The sequence below is a fragment of the Rhodococcus sp. ARC_M12 genome, from assembly GCF_022810385.1.
Taxonomy (GTDB): domain Bacteria; phylum Actinomycetota; class Actinomycetes; order Mycobacteriales; family Mycobacteriaceae; genus Rhodococcoides; species Rhodococcoides navarretei.
Genome location: NZ_JALGQI010000004.1, coordinates 161,016 through 185,237, shown reverse-complemented (window position 1 = coordinate 185,237; position 24,222 = coordinate 161,016). Strand labels below are relative to the sequence as shown.

Sequence of the window (24,222 nt, the reverse complement as noted above, 5' to 3'; positions counted from 1 at the left end):
CAGTACCCCCGCTGAGGATGAGCGAAACGCCTGCATACCTGGCGCTCGGCTACTATCGATGCCGAGATTGCGACCGCCGAACTCCCGCGGAACGCTGGTTACGAAGGACGAGGCAATGAACTCCGCACGACCCGACGACGGTTCGGCCCGCCCTGTCGAGCTGTTTCCGGGTGACGACGCTACCGACGCCACGTTCCGGGAGCTGGACTGGACGGCGACCGAATTGGGGCCGGTGGACCAGTGGCCGTACGAGCTGGTGACGGCCGTGCGCACAGTCATGCCGTCGACAATCCCGATGCTGATCTGGTGGGGTCCGCATCTGGTGCAGATCTTCAATCACGCCTACACGAACTTTCTCGGGGCGAAGTTCCCCGAGGCTGCAGGTCAGCGTGCCAGTGACTGTTGGTCCGAGATGTGGGACTACGTCGGCGGACTGTGCGCGCAGGTGGTGGATGGTCGCGAGCCGGTGCACGGTGTTCGGCAGATGTTCGTCCTGGAGCGATACGGCTACCTCGAGGAGACGTACTGGACATTCTCGTACAGTCCGATTTTCGGTCCGAATCGGACAGTCCTCGGGGTGTTCGTCGCCACCACCGAGGTGACGATGCAGGTACTGGGCGAACGCCGGATGCACGCGTTGCTCCGGCTCGGGTCGCTCGACATGGGCGACGGGACCGGCCCACCGGGCATCGCCCGCGCCGCCGTGGAAGTTCTCGGAAGCGAACCCCGTGAGTTCCCGCTGGTAGCGGCCTATCTGCGCGAGGACCTGGCCGAGAACGGTCGGCTGACACACATCGCCACGAGCGGCGACACCGGCTGCGAGGCGTCGACGTGGGAGTACGCAGACGTGGTTCGGGTGGTCGACGGAGCGGTCCCCTGCGAGGTCACGGAGGTCGTCGGTAACGTGCCGCGAGCGGTCGTGACGCCGCTGAAGATGGCGGGCCGGATCGAGCCGGTCGGGGCCCTGCTGATCGGTGTCAACGGACATCGCGTCGTCGACGACTCGATCGTGTCGTTCTGCGGAGTGGTGGCCGAACGCGTATCGACTGCGCTGACCGCCTCGCAGGCCTTCGAGATGGAGCGGCGACGCGTCGTGGCGCTGGCCGAGGCAGATACGGCGAAGTCGCGGTTGCTCGAGACCGTGGGCCACGAGTTCCGAACGCCGCTGACCCTGCTCGCCGGACCACTGGACTCGGTGCGCGAGAGTGCGTCCTCGCAGTTGAGCGAACCCGATCGGCAGTCCCTCGACGTCGTCCATCGCGCAGCGGTGCGACTGCGCCGACTCGTCGACGATCTGTTGGATGTCGTCACTGCCGATGCGGGCCGACTCGAGGCTCGACTCGAACCCACCGACCTCACCGCGGTGACGCGCGACTGCGCGACGCTGTTCGCGGCGGTGGCGTCGGACAGTGGTCTCGAGCTCGTCGTCGATACGCCCGAGAACGTCGTCGTGCTCACCGACGGTGAGATGTGGTCGAAGATCGTGTTCAATCTGGTCGCGAATGCCGTCAAGTACACCCCGTCCGGTCGGGTATCGGTGCGGCTGAACGCCGAGAACGACACCGTCCGCCTCGTGGTCGCCGATACCGGGCTGGGGATTCCCGCCGACGAGCTGTCGCTCATATTCGATCGGTTCCACCGAGTCGAGCACGCGGACGCACGCAGTATCGAAGGATTCGGCATCGGCCTCGCGCTGGTATCGGACCTGATCACGGCCTTGAACGGGCGCATCGACGTGGAGAGCGAGGAGGCCGTCGGGAGCACGTTCACCGTGGTCGTGCCGCGGGTGCCCGTCGAGGCCGCTACGAGGGTCGAACGATCGGCAACACCCACCGATTCGGTGTCCGCGATCTTTTCCGCCCACGAATCGACGACGGCGACTACTGGTCGAGCGGACATCCTGCTCGTCGAAGACAACGTCGACATGCGCGACTACCTCGTGCGACTACTGACCGGCGAAGGATGGACGGTCGCCACCGCAGGCGATATCGAGATCGCACTCGACCTGGCTCGATCGACGCCACCGGGAATTGTGTTGACCGACGTCATGCTCCCCGGGCGCAGTGGCCTTGACCTGGTCGACGACATCCGCCGTGACACCGATCTGCAGCGTGTGCCGGTGATCCTGTTGACCGCGCGAGCCGGAACCGACTTCGTGCTCGACGGCCTGGGCCGCGGTGCCGACGACTACATCGTCAAGCCGTTCCAGGATCGAGAACTCGTGGCCCGCGTGCGGGTACACCTCGAACTCTCCCGTATGCGCGAGCAGATCCTCGTCGAAAGCGGTAACCAGGCCTCGACCCTGCGGGCAGCCCTCGACACCCGCGGAACGATCGGCCGGGCAGTGGGAATCCTGATGTCGGTGTATCGCATCGACTCGGACGCGGCCTTCACCCAACTGACCGAACTGTCGCAGAACTCCAACCGCAAAACCCGGGACCTGGCCTCGATGATCATCGACGACTTCACCGCCGGACTGAGCAACAACGGTCGACCGCCGTCCTGACCTACCCCCGGCCGAGTCCACCAAATGTGACATCGACCCCCGAAAAGTCCACCGAACGTGACATCGAGTGCCCTCGGGGGTGGCGGCACTCAGTGATTGCGGCGGTAGGCCTCTCGCTCGCGTTCCATCTCGGCCATCTTCTTCGGGCTCTTCAGATCGGCCGGCAGCCCGTGGATCTCGAGGCGCCGGGCGCGGTTCTGGTCCATGTAGGCCGCCGTGTAGAACAGCGCGAGCAGCAGGCTGAGCAACACCATCGAGGCGCGTAGCCAGATGGCGCCGGGGAAGAGAACGAAGAATCCGATGAAGATCGGCAGGAACGGAATCATCGACCGCAGGATGTGACGCGGCGTCGCTCCCGGCCCGACGAGGTCGCGTCGAACCCAATCCTGCATCTCGTCGGGGAGTTTGCGGCCGAGGACGGCGTACCCCAGCCATTGGCCGGGGGACGGACGGGTGCGGTTCTTGTTCATGACAGTGCTCCTGCTGCGATGGCGGCGTCGTTGACGCGGGTGAGGACGCGTCGTAGATCGTCGAGTTCGGCGAGTGACGCTCCGAGCTTCGACACGACGGCGGGTGGGATTTTTTCGGCCTCGGTCCGCAGCGCGGCTCCGGCCGGGGTGAGGGAGACAAGCAGGACGCGCTCGTCCGCGACGCTTCGATTGCGGGTGAGCAGCCCCATCGATTCCAGACGCTTGAGAAGTGGCGAGAGGGTGGGGGAGTCGAGTTGCAGTGCCGATCCGATGGCTTTGACCGACATCGGCGACTCTCCCCACAGAGCCAACATCACCAAATACTGCGGATGCGTCAGTCCCATCGGCTCGAGCAATGGCCGATACACCGCGAGCACCGCACGGTTGGCGACGGCGAGCGCGAAGCAGACCTGGCGATCGAGCGCGAGCGGATCTTCGGTGGTGGTCACGGGGACCAGGCTACGTGAACTTCTTCGTGCACTAACTATTAGAGGACTAATCGATCGGTCGTCGCCGATTCGATGCCCGAAAAGCGTTCGAAAGCAAGGGGAATGCCCGTACGACGCGGGGTTGTCATAGTGCCGGTCGGTCCGGATTTCTTCTTCGCGTATTCGGCGTTCCATCCGGTTGGTTGCTGTGCAATGCTCCATGTCGATTCCCCGTTTACTGTGACAAACCCCGAGAGGATCGCCATGCGTCGTCGACGCATCTTCACCCCGTTCGTCGTCGTCGCAGCCTTGACCTTGTCCTCGACGGCCGTGGCGACCGCCGCTCCCGATGCCCCTGTCGCCCGGATCGTCGACACGTCGATCGCGTCGGACACCCTGCGGACTCTGAGTGTCGAATCGCCGGCCATGGGTGCCGTCGTCGACGTCCAGGTACTCACCCCGGCAGTGCAGACCGGCTCACGGCCGACGCTGTACATGCTCAGCGGAATCGGTGAGGAAGACCCGAACAACAGCATGTGGCTACGCAAGGGTGGAGCGGCCGAATTCTTCGCCGACAAGAACGTGAACGTCGTACTACCGCTGGCCGGCCCGGGCAGCTTCTACACCGACTGGCAACGGGACGATCCGAAGCTCGGCCGATACCAGTGGGAGACGTTCCTGACCGAGGAGCTCCCGCCGCTGATCGACGCAGCCGTGGACGGGAACGGACGCAACGCGATCGCGGGACTGTCGATGGGAGCGCAGTCGGCCATGATGCTGGCCGCTCGTAACCCGGACCTCTACTCCGGGGTGGCGTCGTACAGCGGTTGCTTCGCGTCGTCGGAGCCGTTGGGCCAGGCGAGTATTCGCGCGATCGTCGGAGCATTCGGCGGAAATGCCGACAACATGTGGGGCGGCCCGCTCGATCCTGCCTGGGTGGAGCACGATTCGGTCGTCAATGCCGAGAGCCTGCGCGGCACCGACGTGTACGTGTCGGTGGGCACAGGAGCGCCGGGGCGGTACGAAAGTTTCGATACCGTAGAAGCTTTGGACGTGGTGGTGATCGGCGGAATCATCGAGGTGGGGGCGAACTACTGCACCCATCGACTGGCCGATCGTCTGAATCAGCTGAACATTCCCGCCACCTTCGACTTCACCGAGACCGGAACCCACTCGTGGCCGTACTGGGTGGACCAGTTGCCCAAGAGTTGGCCGACGTTGGCGGGGTCGCTCGGGATCTGAGCCGGGCTGTTCGACGAATCCAGCCGCCGCATCGGCTGGAGGACGGTGCGCATCTGTCGCACAATGTGTGCGCGATCACACAAGACCTTCTTGCCTGTCCGGGCGCAGTCTGGACCGGACACGCGACAGGTGCCGCGATCGGCACCCGAGAAGGAGCTTGGAAATATGACCGCAGTTCAAGAATCGGCCGCACCGTCGTTGCCGACCGGCACCGCCACCGAGCTCTACATCGCGGGCCAGTGGCGCGGTGCATCCGACGGAGGCACCTTCACCGACATCAACCCCACCACCGAACAGCCACTGGCCGAGGTAGCTGCTGCCACGGCATCGGACGTCGATGCTGCGGTGCGAGCGGCTCGCGCCCAGCTCGGCGGCGAATGGGGTGCGACGCCCGGAGTGGTCCGCGGTCAGCTGCTCAACCGAATTGCCGATCTGATCGAGCGCGACGGCGATCTCCTCGCTCGCCTCGAAGCCCTCGACGTCGGTAAGCCGGTCGGCCAGCCGGCCATGCTCGACATTCCCAATGCCGCAGCCACTTTCCGACACTTCGCCGGCTGGGCCGACAAAATCACCGGAAGCTCCATCCCGACGGCAGGCTACTTCGGGCAGCCGACGCACTCCTATACCGTCCGTGAGCCCGTTGGTGTGATCGGCATGATCGTCCCCTGGAACACCCCGCTGATGATCGCGGCATGGAAACTCGCGCCTGCGCTGGCCACCGGAAACACCGTCGTTGTCAAGCCACCGGAGGACGCCCCGCTGTCCATCCTGCATCTGGCTCGTCTGATCGACGAGGCGGGCGTACCTGCCGGAGTCGTCAACGTCGTTCCAGGTCTGGGCGAGATGACGGGCGACGCCTTGGTCGGACATCCGGACGTCGACAAGATCAGCTTCACCGGAAGCCCGCGGGTCGGCAAGCTCATCGCGAAGAAAGCTGCCGACACGTTCAAGCGAACAACTCTCGAGCTCGGCGGCAAGTCCCCGCAGATCATTCTCGAGGACGCGGATCTCGAAGCGGCGATCAACGGGACCGCGATGGGACTGTTCTTCAATCAGGGCCAGGTGTGCGCCGCCGGCACGCGAGTGCTGGTGCACCGCACGCTGTACTCGCAGGTGGTCGACGGCTTGGCCGCTGCGGCGTCGGCTCAGGTTCTGGGCGATCCCTTCGATCCATCGACGACGATGGGTGCACTGGTCAACGCGAAGCAGCGCGACAGCGTCCTGGGGTACATCCAGTCCGGACGCGACGGCGGAGCGCGTGTGGCAGCCGGTGGCGGCCGTCCCGACGGTGCCGGGTACTTCGTCGAGCCGACGATCTTCGCCGACGCGAACAACGACATGAAGATCGCCCAGGAGGAGATCTTCGGGCCGGTCGGAACGGTGATTCCGTTCGACACGGCCGGCGAGGCCATCGCCATCGCCAACGGCACGGTATACGGACTTGCCGCGAGCATCTGGACCCGTGACGTCTCGCGCGCCCACACTCTCGCGGCTCGGGTGCGCTCCGGAGCGGTGTGGGTGAACGGTTGGGCCGCAATCGATCCCGCACTGCCCTGGGGCGGTATGAAGTCCAGCGGCACGGGTCGCGAACTCGGTTGGGCGGGCATCGAGGCCAACACCGAGGAGAAGGTCGTCACGATAGTTCTGTAGAGCTTCGCAGGTGAGGAGCTGACGCAGGTGAGCGGAACTTAGTAGCAGGGGTCGAAGTTCCACTCACCTGGGGTAACGCGGTGTTTACCGAAGGACACGCGATCCGTAACGAACAGGTCGCAAGATTTAGTTCAACGGACGTAGAGCAACGTTCGAGCGAATCGGAAGGCGATGATGACGATGCCCGAACCCTAGGTCCGAGCAGGGAGCCGCTACCGTAGGGCTGTGCCGAAGCTCGTGGATCACGACGAACGCCGCCGCGCGATCACCGCGGCAACCTGGCGTTTGATCGCTGCCAGGGGGATCGATGCCGCGAACATGCGGGACATCGCGACCGAGGCGGGATACACGAACGGTGCTCTGAGCCACTACTTCGCGGGCAAGGACGAGATTCTCCGAACTGCATTCGAGCACGTCTTCGAGGCAACGAACCGCCGAATCGACGAAGCTCTCGGTGATGCAACAGGATTCGATGCCCTGCGCATCTTCTGTCGAGAAGTGATGCCGACGACCGCAGAGACGCTGCTCGAGGCGAGAATTGCAGTGTCGCTGTGGCAGCGCGCGATGTACGACGAGCACATGGACGATACGAACCATCGATCCCTGGTGTCGTGGCGGACGCGGATGGCGGAGTTTCTCGAGCAGGCCCGCGCGGAAGGTGACGCCGGCGATTTCGATGTCGATCTCGCCGTCGAAATGTTGCTCAACATGATGATGGGCATGCAGATTCTCGGCGTGCTCACCCCCGATGACACCACTGCCGACCGGCAGTTCGAGATGCTCGATCGGTTCATAGCTCAGCTGTAGCCACCCCGTGTGCGGGCTGCTCGCATCCCTTCCGCATGTCTTCTTTATTCAACGTCTGTAGAACCAATACCCGACACCGCGAGGAACACCCATGCCAACCCTCACGCCCCACGCAATCGACCACGCCTTGTCCTTGCCCACCGAAGACGAGATCGCCCAGGTTCGCGCCATCGTCGACGCCGCCGGATTCGTCACGGCCGCAACCAGGTTCGTCTACGTCGGACTCGACGAACCGGACAAGGCCGAGTTGTACGTCGCCGAACCGACCACCCGACGTGCCTTTCGGGTGCTGTTGCACGACATCTCTACACCCGATGCCGTCGACCTTCTGGTATCGCTGGACGACCGCGAGGTGATCGCTTCCACTCGGCTCGACGCGATCCGTGACGGCCAGATGCCGGTGCTCGACGAGGAATTCGAGCTCGTCGAAAGTGTGCTCTCCACCGACCCGGACTGGCTCGCCGCGTTGGCTGCCCGTGGACTGGACGTAGCCGACGTTCGAGTTGCGCCGTTGTCTGCCGGGGTGTTCGACTACCCGGGTGAGCATGGTCGACGCATACTGCGCGGCTTGGCATTTCGTCAGGACTACCCCACCGATCATGCCTGGGCACATCCCATCGACGGTCTGGTCGCGTTCGTCGACGTGATGAATCGGACGGTGGACAAGGTCGTCGACCTGGGTGCGGTTCCGATCCCGGAGGAGTCGGGCAATTTCGACGATCTGTCCGTCACCGGCCCGCTGCGTACCACGCAGAAGCCGATCGAGATCACCCAACCCGACGGTCCGAGCTTCACGGTTCGAGGCAATCGCGTCGACTGGGAGAAGTGGTCGTTCAGAGTCGGCTTCGACGTGCGTGAAGGTCTGGTGCTGCACCAGATCGGCTTCGAGGACGGGGGTGCCGTGCGTCCGATCATCCACCGCGCCTCGATCGCTGAAATGGTTGTGCCCTATGGTGATCCGTCGCCGGTACGGTCGTGGCAGAACTACTTCGACACCGGTGAGTACCTGGTGGGACGGTACGCGAACTCACTCGAACTCGGCTGCGACTGCGTCGGAGACATCACGTACTTCGATGCCGTGATCGCCGACGAATTCGGCAATCCGAAAACGCTGACCAATGCCGTGTGCATGCACGAGGAGGACTTCGGGGTGCTGTGGAAGCACACCGATCTGTGGTCGGGCTCGCAGGAGACCCGCCGCCAGCGCCGACTCGTGATCTCCTTCTTCACCACCATCGGCAACTACGACTACGGCTTCTTCTGGTACCTGTACCTCGACGGCACCATCGAATTCGAGGTCAAGGCAACAGGAATCGTGTTCACGTCCGGGCATCCCGGTGGTGACTACCCCTACGCGACAGAGATCGCCCCGGGGCTCGGAGCGCCGTGCCACCAGCACCTGTTCAGTGCGCGACTCGACATGATGGTCGACGGCATCGGCAACTCCGTCGAGGAGATCGAGACCCGCCGAGTGCCGATGGGCCCGGACAACCTGCACGGCAATGCCTTTGCTCTGCAACACACCCCGCTCGCCACCGAAGCCGAGGCGCAACGCATCGCCGACGGCAGGGTCGGGCGCGTCTGGCACGTCACCAATCCGACCTCGATGAGCCGGCTCGGAAAGCCCGTCGGATACACGCTGCACCCCGAAGGTCAGCCGCTGCTTCTCGCCGACGACAACTCGTCGATCGCCCGACGCGCCACGTTCGCCACCAAGCATCTCTGGGTGACGCAGTTCGATCGAAACGAACGTTATGCCGCAGGCGATTTCGTCAACCAGCATCATGGGGGAGCGGGTCTGCCCGCGTTCGTCGAAGCAGACCGCAGCCTCGTCGACGAGGACATCGTGCTGTGGCACACCTTCGGGCTCACCCACTTCCCGCGCCCCGAGGACTGGCCGATCATGCCGGTGGACTACACCGGCTTCAAACTGAAGCCTTCAGGATTCTTCGATCGCAACCCCACCCTCGATGTGCCGAGAACCACGTCCGCGCACTGCACCGCCACGAGCTGCGAGAGCGGTGAGCAGAATGTCTGACAGCCAACCGAATTCGACGGCCGGCGCACTGCGTGGATCCATCGGTGTCGTCGGAATCGTGTTCCTGGTCATCGCCGCTGCCGCGCCACTGACCGCCATCGGTGGGGCTCTGCCGGTCATGATCGCCACCGGCAACGGTGCAGGTGCCCCACTCGCCTACATCGTCGCGGCGATCGTCCTGCTGATCTTCAGCGTCGGGTACGCGGCCATGAGCCGTCATATGGTGGACACCGGTGCGTTCTACGCCTACGTGGAGAAAGGGCTCGGCCGAACCATGGGCCTCGGCGCTGCGGGTCTGGCGCTGTTGACGTACACCGCTATTCAAGCGGGGATCTACGGCCTCGCCGCGTCGACCGTCGACAGCCTGGTCGTGAAGTACGGCGGACCCGACCTGCCGTGGTGGTTGTGGGCGCTCGGTCTCGTCGCGATCGTGGCGCTGCTCGGCTACCGCAGCATCGATCTCGGTGCCAAGGTGCTCGGGGTCCTGCTGGTGCTCGAGATCGGCATCATCGTGATCCTGTCGGTCGCGGTGTTCGCCAAGGGCGGTGCCGCCGGCATCGACGTCGAATCGTTCACTCCCTCGGCCTTCTTCAGCGGATCTCCGGGAATCGCCCTGATGTTCGCCATCGCCTCGTTCATCGGATTCGAGGCCACCGCGATCTACGGCGAGGAGGCACGTAACCCCACGCGGACCGTTCCGATCGCGACCTACGCCGCTGTCGTGACCATCGGACTGGTGTACGCGGTGTCGAGTTGGGCCGTCGTGCTCGCCTTCGGCAGTGCGTCCGTCGCGCAGGCCGCTGCCGACGACACCGCGGGGCTGACCTTCGCCGCTGCCGCCCAATACCTGGGGCCCATGTCTGCGGACATCATGGAAATCATGTTGGTCACCAGTCTCTTCGCCGCACTCCTGGCGTTCCACAACGCGATCGGCCGATACGTCTTCGCACTGGCCCGCAAGGGCGTCGCCCCGTCGATGTTGGCACGCACCCACTCTCGGCACGGCTCCCCGCACATGGGATCGCTGTTCCAGACCGTCTCGGCAGCTGTGGTTCTCGTGGTCTTCGCATTGGCAGGTGCAGACCCGGTGTTGGAACTGTTCACCTGGATGTCCGGACTGGCCACCGTGAGCATTCTGGTTCTGATGATCCTCACCGGCTGCGCGATCATCGCGTTCTTCCGTCGATCGACCGTGGATACCCGCACCTGGCACACCGTTGTCGCACCGGCCCTGGGAACCGTGGGGCTGGTGGCGATCCTGGCCCTCGTGTTGGACAACTTCACGCTGCTCATCGGCGGTTCGGCAGTGCTCGCCGCCCTGCTGTTGATCGTCGTTGCCGTGTTCTTCGTCGGCGGGATCCTCGTAGCTCGGATGACCGGATCTCGTGCTCGAGATCTCGAGCCGACGGCCTGACACCGATGGTCATGACGGTGCTGATGGCACTCGGTGCGGTGGGTGCGGTGCTGCCCCTGATCGGACGCCGCAACCACACGGGGCGGGTCCGGTGGGCTCACCTGTGCATGGGCACCGTCATGGCCGCCATGGTGGTGTTCGGCATGGATGCGTCCATCGCGATTCCAGCGAGTCTTGTCCTCATCATGGCGGCTCTGTACGTGACCGAGGGCGTTTCGCGTCCGTCGCAGTCGGGTCTGTGCGTGGTCGATCTGACCTGTATGGCGGTCCTGCTGTTGCTGACGCCCTCGATCCATGTCCATTCGGTACCTGAGGCGATATCGGCAGCGCCGGTGCATCGGCATGGCGTAGGTCTCGATCCGAGTCTCGTCGTGCCGGCCCTGCTCGTGACTTGGATCGGTCTGACGCTGAACATGTTTCACAAGAATCGCGCGGGCCGTCGGGCCGTGGGCGGTTCCATTCTCATGATTGTCGCAATGGCACCTGTAGCTTTCTGATTCCGCAATCGAGGAGACAACAATGACTGCAGCAGACATCGTCTACCGTAACGGCGTAGTGTTCGTCGTGGATGCAGACTTCACGATCGCGAGTGCACTCGCGATCGCCGACGGCGTGATATTGGCCTTCGGAACCGACGCCGACATGGAGATCTTCGTCGGGCCACAGACTGTGACAATCGATCTGGCGGGCAAGACCGTTCTGCCGGGCATCAACGATTCTCACCTGCATGCGGTGGCCTTCGGTCTCGATACGCCACCGCTGTCGCTCGACCTGAGCTTTCCGACCGTTCGATCGATCACGGACGTGGTCGACGCTGTGGCCGCCGCCGTTGCAAAAGCGGTGCCCGGCGAGTGGATTGTCGGAACAGGTTGGGACGAGGGGTATCTCGGTGAGTGCGTGGCCGACTCCGCAGTACGGCCGACGCGATTCGATCTGGACGCTGTCTCGCCCGACAACCCGGTGTTTCTGCAGGACTTCTCCCGGCACGTCTCGTGGGTGAACACAGTCGCGCTCGAGCGCGCCGGAATCGACGAGAAGACGACGGTACCGGACGGTGGAGTGATGCCGACGGACTCATCGGGCCGACTGATCGGCATCCTGCAGGAGGGTGCGCAGAGTCTTGTTCAGTCGGCACTACCGAAGCTCACCCGCGAACGGCGAACAGAAGCAGTCCGATCCGCGATCTCCATTCTGCAGCGAGAAGGGATAACCAGCTTTACCGACCCGGCCCTCGGGCCTGGCGGCGAAGATTTGGCAGGCGGTGCGATGGGTGAGGAAGGTCTGTCGATATACGCCGACCTCGCCGCGGCAGGAGAGCTCGGAATTCGAGTCTCGGCACTGATGCTGCCGGCTGGAATGAGCGGAACAGCAGCGGAATTCGAAAAGAACCTCAGCTGCATCGAACCGCCGTCGACCACGGATCCGCGCACGTTTCGGATTCTCGGTGTGAAGGTGTTCGCTGACGGTATTCCGCCCAGCAAGACGGCATGGATGCACGAGGAGTACGTCGGCGGAGGGTGCGGATCACTCTGTGTGGGCGGCGACACCGATGAGCGTCGGGTGCACGAGGTGACCGAGATGATTCGGATCGGGCACGAGGCGGGTCATCAGATCGGCGTGCACGTCACCGGTGATCGAGCCATCGATACGGTCGCCGACGCGTTGATCGCGGCTCAATCGTCTCATCCGCGTGAGGACGCGCGCCACTACCTCATCCACGGAGATTTCATCAGTGCGCAGACTCTTGCTCGTCTCGCCGAACACAACATCGGCGTCAACATGAATCCCACGATCAAATGGACGATCGCCGACTTGGAGGAGGGCGTCGTCGGGGTCGAGAGAGCGGCCTACGAGTGGCCGTACAGAAGTGCCGTCGAATCGGGCGTCGCGTTGATGAGCTCGTCCGATGCGCCGGTCACTACTCCGGACTGGCGTCAAGGCATTTCGACGATGATGCTGCGGGAGAGCCGGGCGTCGGGCAAAGTCAGTGGGCCGGAACAGACGATCGGTGTGGCCGACGCCATCCGCACGTACACGATCAATCCTGCGTGGCAGGACTTCGCCGATGAATGGAAGGGCTCACTCGAACCGGGAAAAGTGGCCGATCTGTGCATTCTGGACGGTGACCTGACCGTGATGGATCCGCACGATATTCCATCGATTGCGGTTGTCTCGACTGTCGTGGGGGGTGTGGAGGTCTACCGCAACCCCGTCTGGCCCGAAATCTGATCGGGTGCGCATCTGACCCAGAATGTGTGCGCACAGCGACATGTTTGTGCACGCGGATTCGGCCACTGTTGTGTCGACGGTCACAACAGAAAGAGGCAGCGCATGTCGACGGATTACATCGTAGTGGGAGCAGGATCAGCCGGGAGCGTCATCGCCAGAAGGCTCCTCGACGCGGGACACACCGTCCACGTGATCGAGGCCGGTCCCGTGGACACCGATCCGGCGATCCACTCACCGCAGGGCTGGCCGACGCTGTTGGGCGGACCGCAGGACTGGGGACTGTTCACCACCCCGCAGAAGCACGCCAACGATCGGCGAATCTTCTGGCCACGCGGACGCGTCCTCGGTGGCAGCTCGTCTCTCAACGGAATGATCTACGTACGTGGGCATTCCAGCGATTACGACGGGTGGGCATCGGCCAGCGGTGACGCCGGATGGTCGTGGGAGAACGTGCTGCCGCTGTTCAAGCGTTCGGAGTCACACGAACTCGGTGCCAACGAATTCCACGGCGGCGACGGGCCACTACCGGTGTCCATCATGGGTACCCCGCATCCGCTGGCGGCAGCCTTCGTCGACGCGGCCGTCGAGCACGGGCACAAGCTCATCGACGACTTCAACGCCGACGAGATGGTCGGTGCGGGCTACAACCACACCACCACCCGCGACGGCGAGCGGATGAGCGCGTGGAAGAGCTTCGTCGGCCCGGTGCTCGACAACCCTGGACTGACCTTCACCACCGGAGCGCTCGTCCACCGGGTGGTGCTCGAGAACGGCCGAGCGGTGGGAATCGAGTTCAGCCGGGGCGGTTCCGAGCTCGAGCGTGCGTTCGCCGATCACGAGGTGATTCTGTGCGGCGGAGCTCTCGGCTCACCGAAGACGTTGATGCTCAGTGGAATCGGGCCTTCCGGGCACCTGGCCGAACTGGGAATCGACACAGTCGTCGACCTGCCGGGCGTCGGCGAGAACCTGCACGACCATTTGCTGCTGAGCAACATCTACGAGTCGCTCGAGCCGCTCGCCGCCGGCACCAACAATCTGCTCGAGGCGCAGCTGTATGCACGCAGCACCGGATGGTCCGGTGCTGCACCCGATCTGCAGCCCCTGTTCATGCACATTCCGTATCCGGCAGACGGATACCCGGTGCCCGAGAACGGTTACACCATCGCACCTGGGATCGTCGCTCCCCGCTCGCGGGGGACCCTGCGGTTGGCGTCCACGGACCCGAGTGAACTGCCACTGGCGGATCCGAACATCCTGGCCGATCCGTACGACCTCGAAGCGATGGTCGACGCGGTGGAGATCTGCCGCGAGATCGGAGCATCCGACGCGTTCGCTCCGTGGCGCAAAGCGGAGGTGGTTCCGGGACCGGGTGCGCGTACTCGCGACGACCTGCGGGCCTACGTCCGACAGACCGCCGGTACGTACCACCACCAGGTCGGCACCTGCAAGATGGGAGCCGAGTCGGACGCCGATGCCGTTGTCGGAGGAGACCTTCGGGTTCGCGGCGTCGAGGGGCTGCGGGTCGCGGACGCGTCGATCATGCCCACGGTGCCGTCGGGCAACACCAACGCGCCGTCGATCATGGTGGGTGAGCGGGCCTCGGATCTGATCCTCGGGAGGTGACTCGTAGTCGGGTGAGGGCGACCTCTGCCCTCACCCGACGCGATACTCGCGCGGCGACACTCCGTACGTCTCCTTGAACAGCTTCGAGAAGTTCGAGGAATCGATCAAACCGTTACGCGCACAGATGGTTCCGATACTGTCCGCGGTGAAGCGTGGATCCCGGAGTTCGCGGTGGCATCGGTCGAGTCGTCGTGATCTGATCCAACCGGCCACCGTGCGGCCGTCGGACTCGAACAACTTCTGCAAGTAGCGCGTCGAAATATGCAGTCGCGCAGCGATCGACGCCGTAGACAGCGTGGGATCGGACAGTTGCGACTCGACGAGACTCTTGGCCTCGATCAACAGTGTCGAACCCGGTGCTTCGTGGGGAGCTACGTCGTCGAGAGCGGCGCAGAGCAGATCGAGGACGGCGTTCTCCAGCATCGGCGTCGACGGCAGAGTTCCGTCGGCGGCGTTGCGGCGCAAATTGAACAGAAACGGCGAAACAAGCGCGCCGACGCCGTGATCGCCCTCGATGCGCCGCGCCGCAACGGTCGTCAACTCACGGGAATCGATGCGCAGCGCGTCGCGCGGGAACATCACCACGAACATCTCGAAGTCCCCGACGAAATGCAGATCGTACGGGGCGCTGGTGTCGTACACCGCGAAGTCGCCCGGCTCCAGCACGGCCTCTCGGTCGTTCTGTACCAGCGTGCCACAGCCGGTCAATTGCAGGCCGACCTTGATCAGGCCGGGATCGGCACGCTTGATGGTGGCGCGTGTGCGGCGGACGTCCACCTCGCGGCCCGCGACCTCGCTCAGTTGCAGCGAACCCAACGTCGACGACACCAGGGTGCCCTGGAACGGAGACTGCCCGGTGGACACAGCGTCGAGCGGCACGAACGCCGTCGAGACGTTCTCGCGCCATTGCTCGAAATCCTGTGCCACCGGGCTCATGTCATACGGCCGGGCGATTGTCGATCAGCCTGCGGGCCTTACCGATCGAACGCTCCAACGCGGCCTGCGGCAGTACGTCGACGTTCACCGTCACACCGATCCGGTTCTTGACCAGCTTCTGCAGCGTCACGCCCAGAACGGCGTACTGATCGGACGGCACATCGGGTCTGGCCTCCACCCGCACCGTCAGGTTGTCCATTCGGCCTGCGCGATCGAGCACGCACTGGAACTGTGGTGCGAGCGCGGGGACACCCAGAATGAGCTCCTCGATCTGCGTCGGGAACAGGTTGACGCCGCGCAGGATGATCATGTCGTCGGTACGGCCGGTGACCTTCTGCATCCGACGCATCGTGCGGGCCGTGCCCGGCAGTAGACGCGTCAGATCCCGGGTGCGGTACCGCACGATCGGCATCGCTTCCTTGGTCAGGGACGTGAACACCAATTCACCCTCCTCGCCGTCGGGCAGGACTTCGCCGGTCACCGGGTCGATGATCTCCGGGTAGAAATGATCCTCCCAGATGTGGAGTCCGTCCTTGGTTTCGACGCATTCCATCGCCACACCCGGTCCCATCACCTCGGACAGGCCGTAGATGTCGACGGCATCCATCGCCAGAGTGTTCTCGATTTCGGTGCGCATCTCCTCGGTCCACGGCTCGGCACCGAACACTCCGGTCGTCAGAGACGTCGAGGCGGGGTCGATACCCTTCTTCACCATGGCGTCGACGATCGTCAGCATGTAGGACGGGGTGACCAGGATGGCGTCGGGCTCGAAGTCCTGGATCAGTTGGATCTGTCGATCGGTCATGCCACCGGACATCGGAATGACCGTGCAGCCCAGCCGTTCTGCGCCGTAGTGGGCACCGAGGCCGCCGGTGAAGAGCCCGTATCCGTAGGCCACGTGCACCTTGTCGGAGGGCTTGACGCCACCCGCGCGAAGGCTGCGGGCGATGAGATCGGCCCAGTTGTCGATGTCCTTGGCGGTGTAGCCGACGACGGTGGGTCGCCCGGTGGTGCCCGAGGACGCGTGAATGCGTGAGACCTGGTTCTGCGGCACGGCGAACATGCCGAACGGGTAGTTCGCCCGCAGGTCCTGCTTGGACGTGAAGGGGAACTTCGCCAGATCGCTCAGGTCCTTCAGATCGCTCGGATGTACACCGGCATCGTCGAACGCCTTCGTGTAGTGCGCCACGTTGTCGTAGGCGTGCTGCAGCGACCACCGCAGGCGCTCGAGCTGCAGCGTCGAGATCCGGTCGCGGCTGGCGTGCTCGATGTCGGGGCTGTCGGTCGGGGTGGACAAGACGCTGGTCATGATTGCTCTCTCGTGGTCTCAGGCGTCGAAGTCGACGGTGACGGTGTCGCTGACGGGGAAGGTTTGGCAGGTGAGCACGAAGCCGGCGTCGACCTCGTTGTCCTCGAGCGCGTAGTTGCGGCGCATGTCGACCTCGCCGAAGGTCACCTTCGCGCGGCACGTGCCGCACACGCCGCCCTTGCATGCGAACGGCAGATCCGAGCGCAGCTGCTCTGCCGAATCGAGGATCGACTCGTCCTGTGGCAGTGCGCCTTTCACCTCGCGGCCGTCGAGGATGATCGTGACCTCACTGCTGGGGCCGGTGATCCCCGGCTCGCGGTGCGTCTCCTGCGGCGGGGGTACGTCGTCGACGTAGAACAGCTCGGCGTGGACGCTGCTCTTGGCCACGCCCAGGTCTGCGAGGACCTGCTGGGCATCGGTGACCATCCCGAACGGGCCACACAACCAGAAGTGGTCGATGTCCGGTGTCGCGACGACGGTGTCGAGTATCTCCCGCAGTCGTTCGGCGTCGAGTCTTCCGCTGAACAGTTCGACCTCGCGCGGCTCCCTGGACAGGACGTGAATGACGTCGAACCGGCTACCGTACTGGTCCTTCAGGTCCGCGATCTCCTCGGCGAACATCACGGTCCGGGTCCGCCGATTGCCGTACAGCAGAACCACTTCGGCGTCCGGGTTGGCAAGAACGGAGGCAGCGATGGACAGCATCGGTGTGATGCCGGAACCGGCCGCGATCAGGACGTGCCTACCGGCCTGGGTGGGATCCGCATGAAAGGTGCCGGTCGGACCCTGGACGTCGATGCGGTCGCCGGCCTTGACCTCGTGGACCAGCCACGAGGAGAACAAACCGTCGCTCACCTCACGGACACCGACGCGGGGACGCGCGCCGGCCGGGGCGCAGATGGAGTAGGAGCGGCGATGTTCGACGCCGTCGACGGTGCGGCTGAGCATCAGGGATTGTCCCGGGCGGAAGTCGAATTCGTCCGTGAGGTGGTCGGGCACGTCGAACGTGACGGCTACGGCGTCGTCGCAGAGGGATTCGACGTCAGCAACCGTCAGGGTGTGAAAGGGCTTGTTGCGCAGGTTCTTCAGTTCCGGCTCGGCAGTGACGGTCATCAGATTTCCTTCACGTGGTCGAAGGGCTCGAGGCAGTCGTCGCACCGGTACTGGGCTTTGCACAGCGTTGCGCCGAATTCGGATGTGAGGCGGGTGTTCGCGGAACCGCACTGGGGGCAGTCGATTCGGCGCGGCTTCACGGTCAGGGTCAACGGAACCGGGCCGGAGGTGCGAGCGGGAGCCGGTCCTGGTGTGGAGTAACCGGTCTCGCGCAGCTTGCGCAGGCCCTCCTCGGAGATCCAATCGGTACTCCACGCGGGGGAGAGGCTGGTGACGATCTCGACATCCGCGTAACCGTGATCCTGGAGCTTGTGGGCGATGTCGTCGCGCATCGTCGCCATCGCGGGGCATCCGGAGTACGTCGGAGTGATCGTGACGAGCACACTGCCGTTCTCGCGTACCTCCACGTCACGCAAGACGCCGAGATCGTCGAGGGTGAGCAGTGGCATCTCGGGGTCCATGACGGTCGCGGCGATCTCGCGTGCGGTTTTCTCGAGTGTGGTCACCAGACTCCCTCCGGATGTGCCCTCGCCACGACCTGCATCTCGGCGATCAGCGGCCCGAACGCCTCGGTGTGGATTCCACCCCGACCGCCTCGGCCGCCGATGGTGCCGACGGACTTGCCCTCGGGTGCATCCAATTCTGCTGCATGCAGTACCTGCGCCAGAACGGAATCGAACTCCTCGCGAACGTCGCGTGGGTCGACGGCGACACCGACCTCAGCCAGCGCGATCTCCTCGTCCGTCGGGACGAACAGTTCGGAGACGTACGGCCAGATGCGCGTCACGGCCTCGCGGACGCGTCGCTTCGATTTGTCGGTTCCGCAACCGAGGGTGACGACCCATCGAGCCGCGTAGTCACGGTGGTAGGTCAGCTCTTTGACGCCCTTGTTCGCAACAGCGGCGAGAACGGGATCGCGGGATTCCTGCAGGCGAGCGAAGACAGCGAGCCGCCACGTCGAGAACACCAGCAGGCGCACCTGAGATTTGGCGAAGTCACCGTTGTCGAGCTCGGTGAGCCGAACGTTGCGGAAGTCGGCGTCGTCGCGGAAGAACGCGAGAGCATCCTCTGCGGGTGCGGGCGAGGTAGCCGAAATGACCGGCACCACCGTCGGATCGGCTTTCGCGGCGCGGGCCAGCAGCAGCCGGGCCTGCCCGAGCAGATCGAGGCCGACGTTGGCCAGCGCCACTTCTTCTTCGAGCTCCGGTGCGCGAGTGCTCCACTCGGCGAGGCGCTGCGAGCTGATCAGCGCATCGTCACCGAGCATGAGGCAGTATGCGGCAAGAGCTTTCAGGTCGACGTCGTCGGGAACGGTGGTATCGACGCCGGCGAGCGGATCGTCGAAGCTCGTCCCGAATGCCCACTGCCCGTGCGAGTCCTCGTCGACGAGGCCCTCGTAGGCGCTGTCGTGATCGGTCATGAGTGCTTGTCCTCTTGAAGTATGGGTCTCACATGTGGGGGACGTTGTCGGGGATCTCGTAGAAGGTCGGGTGGCGGTAGACCTTGTCGCCACTCGGCGCGAAGAACGGATCCTTCTCCGACGGCGACGACGCGACGATCGAATTGGACGGAACCACCCAGATGCTGACGCCTTCGTTGCGGCGGGTGTAGACGTCGCGAGCGTGACGAAGTGCCATGTGGTCGTCGGCAGCGTGGAGTGATCCGACGTGTACGTGGTTCAGGCCGCGCTTGCCGCGTAGGAACACCTCGTACAACGGCCAATCGGCCTTGACCGCTTCCCTTTTCGGCTCGACCGGAACACCCTCGGTGGGCACTGCTCCGTGGCCGCCCTCTGCGGTGAACTCGCTCATGATGCTGCGTTCCTTTCGGCAAATGCGGTCGCGGCCTCGCGGACCCAGGCTCCGCCGTCGTGGGCTGCTCGACGGTTCGCAATGCGCTCGACGTTGGAGGCTCCGTTGCCCTTGATCACCTGCATGAACTCGGACCAGTCGGGCTCGCCGAAATCGTGCGACTTGCGCTCGTCGTTCCACTTCAGGTCCGGGTCGGGGAACGTGACTCCGAGTGCCTTCGCCTGCGGGATCGACATGTCGACGAAGCGTTGGCGCAGTTCGTCGTTGGTGTGGCGCTTGATGCCCCACTTCATCGACTGCTCGGTGTTGGGGGACTCGTCGTCCGGCGGGCCGAACATCATCAGTGCCGGCCACCACCAGCGGTTGACGGATTCCTGAACCATGGCGCGCTGTTCGTCGGTGCCGCGCATCATCGTCGCGAGCAGTTCGTAGCCCTGGCGCTGGTGGAAGGATTCCTCCTTGCAGACGCGGATCATCGCGCGCGCATACGGTCCGAAGCTGCTGCGGCACAAAGGAACCTGATTGCAGATCGCTGCGCCGTCGACGAGCCAGCCGATGGTGCCCACGTCGGCGTACGTGAGGGTGGGGTAGTTGAAGATCGAGGAGTACTTCTGCTTGCCCTCGATGAGCTTGACCGTCAAGTCGGCGCGGTCTGCCCCGAGCGTCTCCGCGGCGGAGTACAGGTAGAGCCCGTGGCCGGCTTCGTCCTGCACCTTGGCCATCAGGATCGCTTTGCGGCGCAGCGACGGCGCGCGGGTGAGCCAGTTGCCCTCCGGCTGCATTCCGATGATCTCGGAGTGCGCATGCTGAGCGATCTGGCGGATGAGCGACTTGCGGTAGCCGTCGGGCATCCAGTCGCGAGGCTCGACGCGCTGCTCACGGGCGACGGTCTCGTCGAACCCGTCCTGCAGCGTCTCGGCGGACAGGGTGTTTGACGTGGTCATAAGTCCTACTTTCATTACCGAATGATCGGTTGGTAACCAGTATGCCTGGAAGTGACCCCGGGCACAAGAGCGGCTTCGCCGCACGTGCGCGGAAATTCGTAGCAGGGGTCGAGTTTCCGCTCACATGCCGACGAAGGAGGCTCTCGTCTTGTTCAGGAAGGCATCGACGGCGGACTTGTGGTCCTGCGTCTGTCCCAGAGCGGTCTGTGCCTGCGCCTCGCGGTCCAGTGCGTCGGACAGTCCGGATCGAGCGATCAGCGACTTGACCTGCTTGTAGGCCCGGGTCGGACCGGACGCGAGGGAGGTGGCCAGCGTGCGTGCTGTTTCGAGAACGTCCGCGTCGTCGACGACGCGATGCACCAGGCCCCAGTCGAGGGCCTGGGCGGCTGTGACCTTGTCGCCGAGCAGCATCAGACCCGCCGCCCGACTCGATCCCAGTGCCTCGACCAACGTGTAGCTCAATCCCGAGTCGCTGGCCAGTGCGATACCGGTGAATGCCGTCGCGAACGAGGACTTGGTACCGGCGACTCGGATGTCTCCGGCGAGTGCGATGCCCAGACCTGCGCCGACGCACGCGCCGGGGATGGCCACGACGATCGGCACCTCGAGGGCGGCGAGCCCTCGGATGACCGGGTTGTAGTGCTCACCGACGGTATCCATCGCTGTGGCCGGGTCGGCTTCGAGTGCGGAGACGTGCTCGCCGAGATCCTGGCCGACGCAGAAGTTCTTGCCCTCGGCGGTGATGAGCACGGCACGCACCTCGGGTGCAGCGGCGTTCTGGACGGCCTCAGCCAACGCGAGCTTCGTCGTCATATCGAGGGCGTTGTGTGCTGAGGGGCGCGCGAGGGTGATGGTCGCCAGGCCGTCGGCGACGTCGAACCGTACCGTCATGTGTTCGTCCAATCGTGAAAGCCGCGACCGGACTTACGTCCGATGTCGCCGCGAGCAACCATGTCTCGCAACAACTGCGGGGGAGTGAACCTGTCGCCGAGGGTCGACGCCAGGTGTTCCGCGATGGCGAGTCGGACGTCCAACCCGACGAGGTCGGTGGAACGCAACGGACCCATCGGGTGCTTGTAGCCGAGTTCCATGGCGCGATCGATGGATTCGGCGTCGGCGACGCCCTCCTCCAGCATACGGATGGCTTCGAGCCCGAGGCAGACGCCGAGCCGCGAGGTAGCGAAGCCGGGGGAGTCGTTGACGAGCACCTCGGTCTTGCCCAGGAGCGACACCCATTGGCGCACCCGCTCCACCACATCCGCAGATGTGGCCGGCGCACGCACGATCTCGACGAGAGTCGACGCCGGAACCGGGTTGAAGAAGTGCATCCCGATGAAGCGACTCGGATCACTGAGTGCTGCACCGAGTTCGGCGATGGAAATAGAGCTCGTGTTCGACGCGATGACCGTCCGAGCCCCGGCGATCTTGTCGATGAGAGCCAGCACCTCGACCTTGAGCGACGGGATCTCGGGCACCGCTTCGACAACCAGGTCGAGGTCGGCCGGGAGATCCGCTGGCCCGGCGACGGTGGAGACCCGAGCAAGAATTGCAGCGGGGTCCTCGCTGAGCTTGCCGCGCTCGTGGGCCCGGTCTAGTCCGGTCGAGACTCGGCCGAGGGCTGCTTGTTGGTCGGCTGCTTCGGCGATGACGACGGTGGAACCGAGGGCTGCGAATACCTGGGCAATACCTGCACCCATGCGGCCGCCACCGACGACGGCCACGTGCGTAGGAACTGTCATTTCTTCTCCAGAAATGCCGTCATGCGGCGTTGTTTGTCTTCGGTCTCGAACAGAACGGCCTGCGCGATGTCGTCGGCCCACGGGTGTGAACCGGGTGCATCGAGGATCTTCTTGGTCAGCTTCAGTGCCAGAGGTGCTTGCTTGGCAATGCGATCCGCCAGTGCGTGCGCTGCGGCCAACGGCTCGTCGACGACGTCCAGCACCAGGCCAGAGCGGAGTGCCACCTGTGCGTCGAGCGTCCGGCCACCGAGAAGTACCTGCTTCGCGACGGAGACTCCCACCAGCGTCGGTAACCGGTAGCTGGCCCCGGCGGCAGCCATGATGCCCAGGCCCGGTTCGGGATTGCCGAACACGGCAGTCGACGACGCGATCCGGATGTCGCAGGCGTAGGACAGCTCGGCTCCACCGCCGAGGGCGTAGCCGCGGACGGCAGCGATCGTCGGCAACGGGAGTGCGGCGATGCGGTCGAACAGGTTTCGGTTGATACCGCGCAACGCGTCGTCGCGGGTGCGGGCGCGCAGCTGATTGATGTCGGCACCGCCGGCGAAGTGCTCGCCCGCGCCGGTCAGGATGACGATTCTCGGATCCTGCTCCACGAGCCCGCACACCTCGTGCAACTCGCCGATCATCTCGGAATCAATTGCGTTGCGCTGCTTCTCGCGATACAGCGTGACGACAACGCGGTCCGTCAGCTCCTCGACGACGAGCGTGTTCACGGTGCCTCGATCAACATCGACACGCCTTGCCCGACGCCGACGCACAGGGTCGCGAGCCCGCGGGACGCCTTCTCGCGTTCCATGCGACCCAACAGCGTCAACAGGATTCGGGCACCCGACGAGCCGAGGGGGTGGCCGAGTGCGATCGCCCCGCCGTCGGCATTGACGATGTCCTCGTTCAGCTTCAACTGACGGATGACGCCGAGGGACTGCGCGGCGAAGGCCTCGTTGAGCTCGACGGCACCGAGGTCCTCGACCGTCCATCCTGCGCGAGTGAGCGCCTTCTGCGTGGAGGGCACCGGCCCGAGTCCCATGATGTGCGGTGCGATGCCTGCGCTCGCACTGGTGACGATGCGGCCGCGTACCTCGAGGCCGTATTTGTTCACGGCCTCCTCGGAGGCCACGACCAGCGCCGACGCACCGTCGGTGAATGGCGACGAGGTGCCGGCGGTGACGATGCCGTTCTTGCGGAACACGGTCTTCAGCGTGCCGAGCTTCTCGAGTGTGGTTCCGCGTCGCGGTGTCTCGTCCTCGGTGACCTCGCCGTTCTTGGTCGTGACGGGCACGATCTCGTCGGCGAAGCGTCCGGCATCCTGGGCGGCGACGGCACGCTGCTGACTGCGGAAGGCGAAGGCATCGGACTCCTCGCGGGTGATGCCCTCGGCGAGCGCGACCTCCTCGGCGGTTTCGCCCATCGACAGGGTGATCTTGGGATCGGTCCCCGCATCGTGTGAGGCGAAGGTCGGATTGGTGAAACGCCAGCCGAGGGAGGTATCGAAGATCTCTCCGGGTTTGGCCCATGCGGTTCCCGGCTTGGCCATGACCCAGGGCGCGCGGGTCATGGACTCGACGCCGCCGGCGACGATGATGTCGGCCTCGCCGCTACGAATGGTGCTCGCGGCGTTGGCCACTGCCGTCAGGCCGCTCGCGCACAGGCGGTTGACGGCATATCCCGGCACCGTGTGGGGGAGTCCTGCGAGCAGAACCGCCATTCTCGCCACGTCTCGATTGTCCTCGCCTGCCTGGTTCGCGGCACCGAGAATCACCTCGTCGATCCGGTCGACGGGCACACCGGCTCGCCGGACTGCCTCGGCGACGACCAGCCCGGCCAGATCGTCGGGACGCACCGATGCAAGGGCTCCGCCGTAGCGTCCGTGCGGAGTACGTGCGCCGGCCACGAGAAATACTTCGCCCACTGGGATCTCCTTCGTACGGTTGCGTCATTAATAACCGAACATTCGGTCGTT

22 protein-coding genes are annotated in these 24,222 nt (G+C 64.6%); 9 read left to right on the top strand and 13 right to left on the bottom strand.

The window, feature by feature from the left end:
- Window positions 1–115: 115 nt before the first annotated feature.
- Window positions 116–2,506: an ATP-binding protein gene (locus MTX35_RS07525; RefSeq protein WP_243594369.1), complete on the top strand. Its 2,391-nt coding sequence runs from the start codon at window positions 116–118 to the stop codon at window positions 2,504–2,506.
- 89 nt (window positions 2,507–2,595) lie between these two features.
- On the opposite strand, the gene MTX35_RS07520 is transcribed toward MTX35_RS07525, so the two are convergent.
- Window positions 2,596–2,976, bottom strand: coding sequence for a DUF5313 family protein (locus MTX35_RS07520; protein WP_243594368.1), 381 nt, complete (start codon window positions 2,974–2,976; stop codon window positions 2,596–2,598).
- Complete coding sequence (locus tag MTX35_RS07515; RefSeq protein ID WP_243594367.1) at window positions 2,973–3,425, bottom strand: MarR family winged helix-turn-helix transcriptional regulator; 453 nt, start codon at window positions 3,423–3,425, stop codon at window positions 2,973–2,975. Before MTX35_RS07515 ends, MTX35_RS07520 begins: the two co-directional genes overlap by 4 nt.
- A gap of 243 nt (window positions 3,426–3,668) precedes the next feature.
- On the opposite strand from MTX35_RS07515, the gene MTX35_RS07510 reads away from it, so the two are divergent.
- The 8 genes from MTX35_RS07510 to MTX35_RS07475 all read left to right on the top strand — a co-directional run bounded on the left by MTX35_RS07510 (window position 3,669) and on the right by MTX35_RS07475 (window position 14,407).
- Window positions 3,669–4,646 carry an alpha/beta hydrolase family protein gene (locus tag MTX35_RS07510; RefSeq protein WP_243594366.1) on the top strand — a complete coding sequence of 326 codons (978 nt, stop codon included), beginning with the start codon at window positions 3,669–3,671 and terminating at the stop codon, window positions 4,644–4,646.
- Window positions 4,647–4,811: 165 nt separating this feature from the next.
- Window positions 4,812–6,296 (top strand): phenylacetaldehyde dehydrogenase StyD, encoded by a 1,485-nt coding sequence (gene styD / locus MTX35_RS07505; protein ID WP_243594365.1) that lies wholly within the window; start codon window positions 4,812–4,814, stop codon window positions 6,294–6,296.
- A gap of 237 nt (window positions 6,297–6,533) precedes the next feature.
- A complete protein-coding gene (locus MTX35_RS07500) occupies window positions 6,534–7,103 on the top strand; it encodes a TetR/AcrR family transcriptional regulator (protein WP_243594444.1) in 570 nt (189 codons plus the stop codon).
- Between the two features lie 91 nt (window positions 7,104–7,194).
- A complete protein-coding gene (locus MTX35_RS07495) occupies window positions 7,195–9,141 on the top strand; it encodes a primary-amine oxidase (protein WP_243594364.1) in 1,947 nt (648 codons plus the stop codon).
- Window positions 9,134–10,555 (top strand): APC family permease, encoded by a 1,422-nt coding sequence (locus MTX35_RS07490; RefSeq protein ID WP_243594363.1) that lies wholly within the window; start codon window positions 9,134–9,136, stop codon window positions 10,553–10,555. The genes MTX35_RS07495 and MTX35_RS07490 overlap by 8 nt, the downstream gene beginning before the upstream one ends.
- Window positions 10,556–10,566: 11 nt before the next feature.
- Window positions 10,567–11,052, top strand: a complete 486-nt coding sequence (locus MTX35_RS07485; protein WP_243594362.1) for a hypothetical protein — start codon at window positions 10,567–10,569, stop codon at window positions 11,050–11,052.
- Between the two features lie 22 nt (window positions 11,053–11,074).
- Complete coding sequence (locus tag MTX35_RS07480) at window positions 11,075–12,784, top strand: amidohydrolase (protein WP_243594361.1); 1,710 nt, start codon at window positions 11,075–11,077, stop codon at window positions 12,782–12,784.
- 102 nt (window positions 12,785–12,886) lie between these two features.
- Entirely contained in the window at window positions 12,887–14,407 is a 1,521-nt protein-coding gene (locus MTX35_RS07475) for a GMC family oxidoreductase (RefSeq protein ID WP_243594360.1), read from the top strand.
- A gap of 30 nt (window positions 14,408–14,437) precedes the next feature.
- Here MTX35_RS07475 and MTX35_RS07470 read toward each other — a convergent pair whose 3' ends face one another.
- The 11 genes from MTX35_RS07470 to MTX35_RS07420 all read right to left on the bottom strand — a co-directional run bounded on the left by MTX35_RS07470 (window position 14,438) and on the right by MTX35_RS07420 (window position 24,171).
- Window positions 14,438–15,343, bottom strand: coding sequence for a helix-turn-helix domain-containing protein (locus MTX35_RS07470; protein ID WP_243594359.1), 906 nt, complete (start codon window positions 15,341–15,343; stop codon window positions 14,438–14,440).
- Between the two features lies 1 nt (window position 15,344).
- On the bottom strand, window positions 15,345–16,652 hold the full coding sequence (gene paaK / locus MTX35_RS07465) for a phenylacetate--CoA ligase PaaK (protein WP_243594358.1): 1,308 nt from the start codon (window positions 16,650–16,652) through the stop codon (window positions 15,345–15,347).
- A gap of 18 nt (window positions 16,653–16,670) precedes the next feature.
- The gene (gene paaE / locus MTX35_RS07460) at window positions 16,671–17,765 is read right to left on the bottom strand and encodes a 1,2-phenylacetyl-CoA epoxidase subunit PaaE (RefSeq protein ID WP_243594357.1); all 1,095 of its coding nucleotides are present in this window, start codon (window positions 17,763–17,765) and stop codon (window positions 16,671–16,673) included.
- Entirely contained in the window at window positions 17,765–18,226 is a 462-nt protein-coding gene (paaD, locus tag MTX35_RS07455; RefSeq protein WP_243594443.1) for a 1,2-phenylacetyl-CoA epoxidase subunit PaaD, read from the bottom strand. The genes paaE and paaD overlap by 1 nt, the downstream gene beginning before the upstream one ends.
- Before the next feature lie 41 nt (window positions 18,227–18,267).
- On the bottom strand, window positions 18,268–19,185 hold the full coding sequence (paaC, locus tag MTX35_RS07450) for a 1,2-phenylacetyl-CoA epoxidase subunit PaaC (protein WP_243594356.1): 918 nt from the start codon (window positions 19,183–19,185) through the stop codon (window positions 18,268–18,270).
- A gap of 28 nt (window positions 19,186–19,213) precedes the next feature.
- Window positions 19,214–19,576, bottom strand: a complete 363-nt coding sequence (gene paaB / locus MTX35_RS07445) for a 1,2-phenylacetyl-CoA epoxidase subunit PaaB (protein ID WP_032379886.1) — start codon at window positions 19,574–19,576, stop codon at window positions 19,214–19,216.
- Complete coding sequence (gene paaA / locus MTX35_RS07440; protein WP_243594355.1) at window positions 19,573–20,520, bottom strand: 1,2-phenylacetyl-CoA epoxidase subunit PaaA; 948 nt, start codon at window positions 20,518–20,520, stop codon at window positions 19,573–19,575. Before paaA ends, paaB begins: the two co-directional genes overlap by 4 nt.
- 120 nt (window positions 20,521–20,640) lie before the next feature.
- Entirely contained in the window at window positions 20,641–21,411 is a 771-nt protein-coding gene (locus tag MTX35_RS07435; RefSeq protein WP_243594354.1) for an enoyl-CoA hydratase/isomerase family protein, read from the bottom strand.
- Entirely contained in the window at window positions 21,408–22,259 is an 852-nt protein-coding gene (locus tag MTX35_RS07430) for a 3-hydroxyacyl-CoA dehydrogenase family protein (protein ID WP_243594353.1), read from the bottom strand. Before MTX35_RS07430 ends, MTX35_RS07435 begins: the two co-directional genes overlap by 4 nt.
- Window positions 22,256–22,975 carry an enoyl-CoA hydratase/isomerase family protein gene (locus MTX35_RS07425; protein WP_243594352.1) on the bottom strand — a complete coding sequence of 240 codons (720 nt, stop codon included), beginning with the start codon at window positions 22,973–22,975 and terminating at the stop codon, window positions 22,256–22,258. Before MTX35_RS07425 ends, MTX35_RS07430 begins: the two co-directional genes overlap by 4 nt.
- Window positions 22,972–24,171: a thiolase family protein gene (locus MTX35_RS07420; RefSeq protein ID WP_243594351.1), complete on the bottom strand. Its 1,200-nt coding sequence runs from the start codon at window positions 24,169–24,171 to the stop codon at window positions 22,972–22,974. The genes MTX35_RS07425 and MTX35_RS07420 overlap by 4 nt, the downstream gene beginning before the upstream one ends.
- Between the last annotated feature and the right edge of the window lie 51 nt (window positions 24,172–24,222).

Excerpts from the sequence above, each read along its gene's own strand:
- MTX35_RS07525 (WP_243594369.1), top strand. The coding sequence starts at position 116 with ATGAACTCCGCACGACCCGACGACGGTTCGGCCCGCCCTGTCGAGCTG.
- MTX35_RS07520 (WP_243594368.1), bottom strand. The coding sequence starts at position 2,976 with ATGAACAAGAACCGCACCCGTCCGTCCCCCGGCCAATGGCTGGGGTAC.
- MTX35_RS07510 (WP_243594366.1), top strand. The coding sequence starts at position 3,669 with ATGCGTCGTCGACGCATCTTCACCCCGTTCGTCGTCGTCGCAGCCTTG.
- styD (WP_243594365.1), top strand. The coding sequence starts at position 4,812 with ATGACCGCAGTTCAAGAATCGGCCGCACCGTCGTTGCCGACCGGCACC.
- MTX35_RS07495 (WP_243594364.1), top strand. The coding sequence starts at position 7,195 with ATGCCAACCCTCACGCCCCACGCAATCGACCACGCCTTGTCCTTGCCC.
- MTX35_RS07490 (WP_243594363.1), top strand. The coding sequence starts at position 9,134 with ATGTCTGACAGCCAACCGAATTCGACGGCCGGCGCACTGCGTGGATCC.
- MTX35_RS07485 (WP_243594362.1), top strand. The coding sequence starts at position 10,567 with ATGACGGTGCTGATGGCACTCGGTGCGGTGGGTGCGGTGCTGCCCCTG.
- MTX35_RS07480 (WP_243594361.1), top strand. The coding sequence starts at position 11,075 with ATGACTGCAGCAGACATCGTCTACCGTAACGGCGTAGTGTTCGTCGTG.
- MTX35_RS07475 (WP_243594360.1), top strand. The coding sequence starts at position 12,887 with ATGTCGACGGATTACATCGTAGTGGGAGCAGGATCAGCCGGGAGCGTC.
- MTX35_RS07470 (WP_243594359.1), bottom strand. The coding sequence starts at position 15,343 with ATGAGCCCGGTGGCACAGGATTTCGAGCAATGGCGCGAGAACGTCTCG.
- paaK (WP_243594358.1), bottom strand. The coding sequence starts at position 16,652 with ATGACCAGCGTCTTGTCCACCCCGACCGACAGCCCCGACATCGAGCAC.
- paaE (WP_243594357.1), bottom strand. The coding sequence starts at position 17,765 with ATGACCGTCACTGCCGAGCCGGAACTGAAGAACCTGCGCAACAAGCCC.
- paaD (WP_243594443.1), bottom strand. The coding sequence starts at position 18,226 with ATGGACCCCGAGATGCCACTGCTCACCCTCGACGATCTCGGCGTCTTG.
- paaC (WP_243594356.1), bottom strand. The coding sequence starts at position 19,185 with ATGACCGATCACGACAGCGCCTACGAGGGCCTCGTCGACGAGGACTCG.
- paaB (WP_032379886.1), bottom strand. The coding sequence starts at position 19,576 with ATGAGCGAGTTCACCGCAGAGGGCGGCCACGGAGCAGTGCCCACCGAG.
- paaA (WP_243594355.1), bottom strand. The coding sequence starts at position 20,520 with ATGACCACGTCAAACACCCTGTCCGCCGAGACGCTGCAGGACGGGTTC.
- MTX35_RS07435 (WP_243594354.1), bottom strand. The coding sequence starts at position 21,411 with ATGACGGTACGGTTCGACGTCGCCGACGGCCTGGCGACCATCACCCTC.
- MTX35_RS07430 (WP_243594353.1), bottom strand. The coding sequence starts at position 22,259 with ATGACAGTTCCTACGCACGTGGCCGTCGTCGGTGGCGGCCGCATGGGT.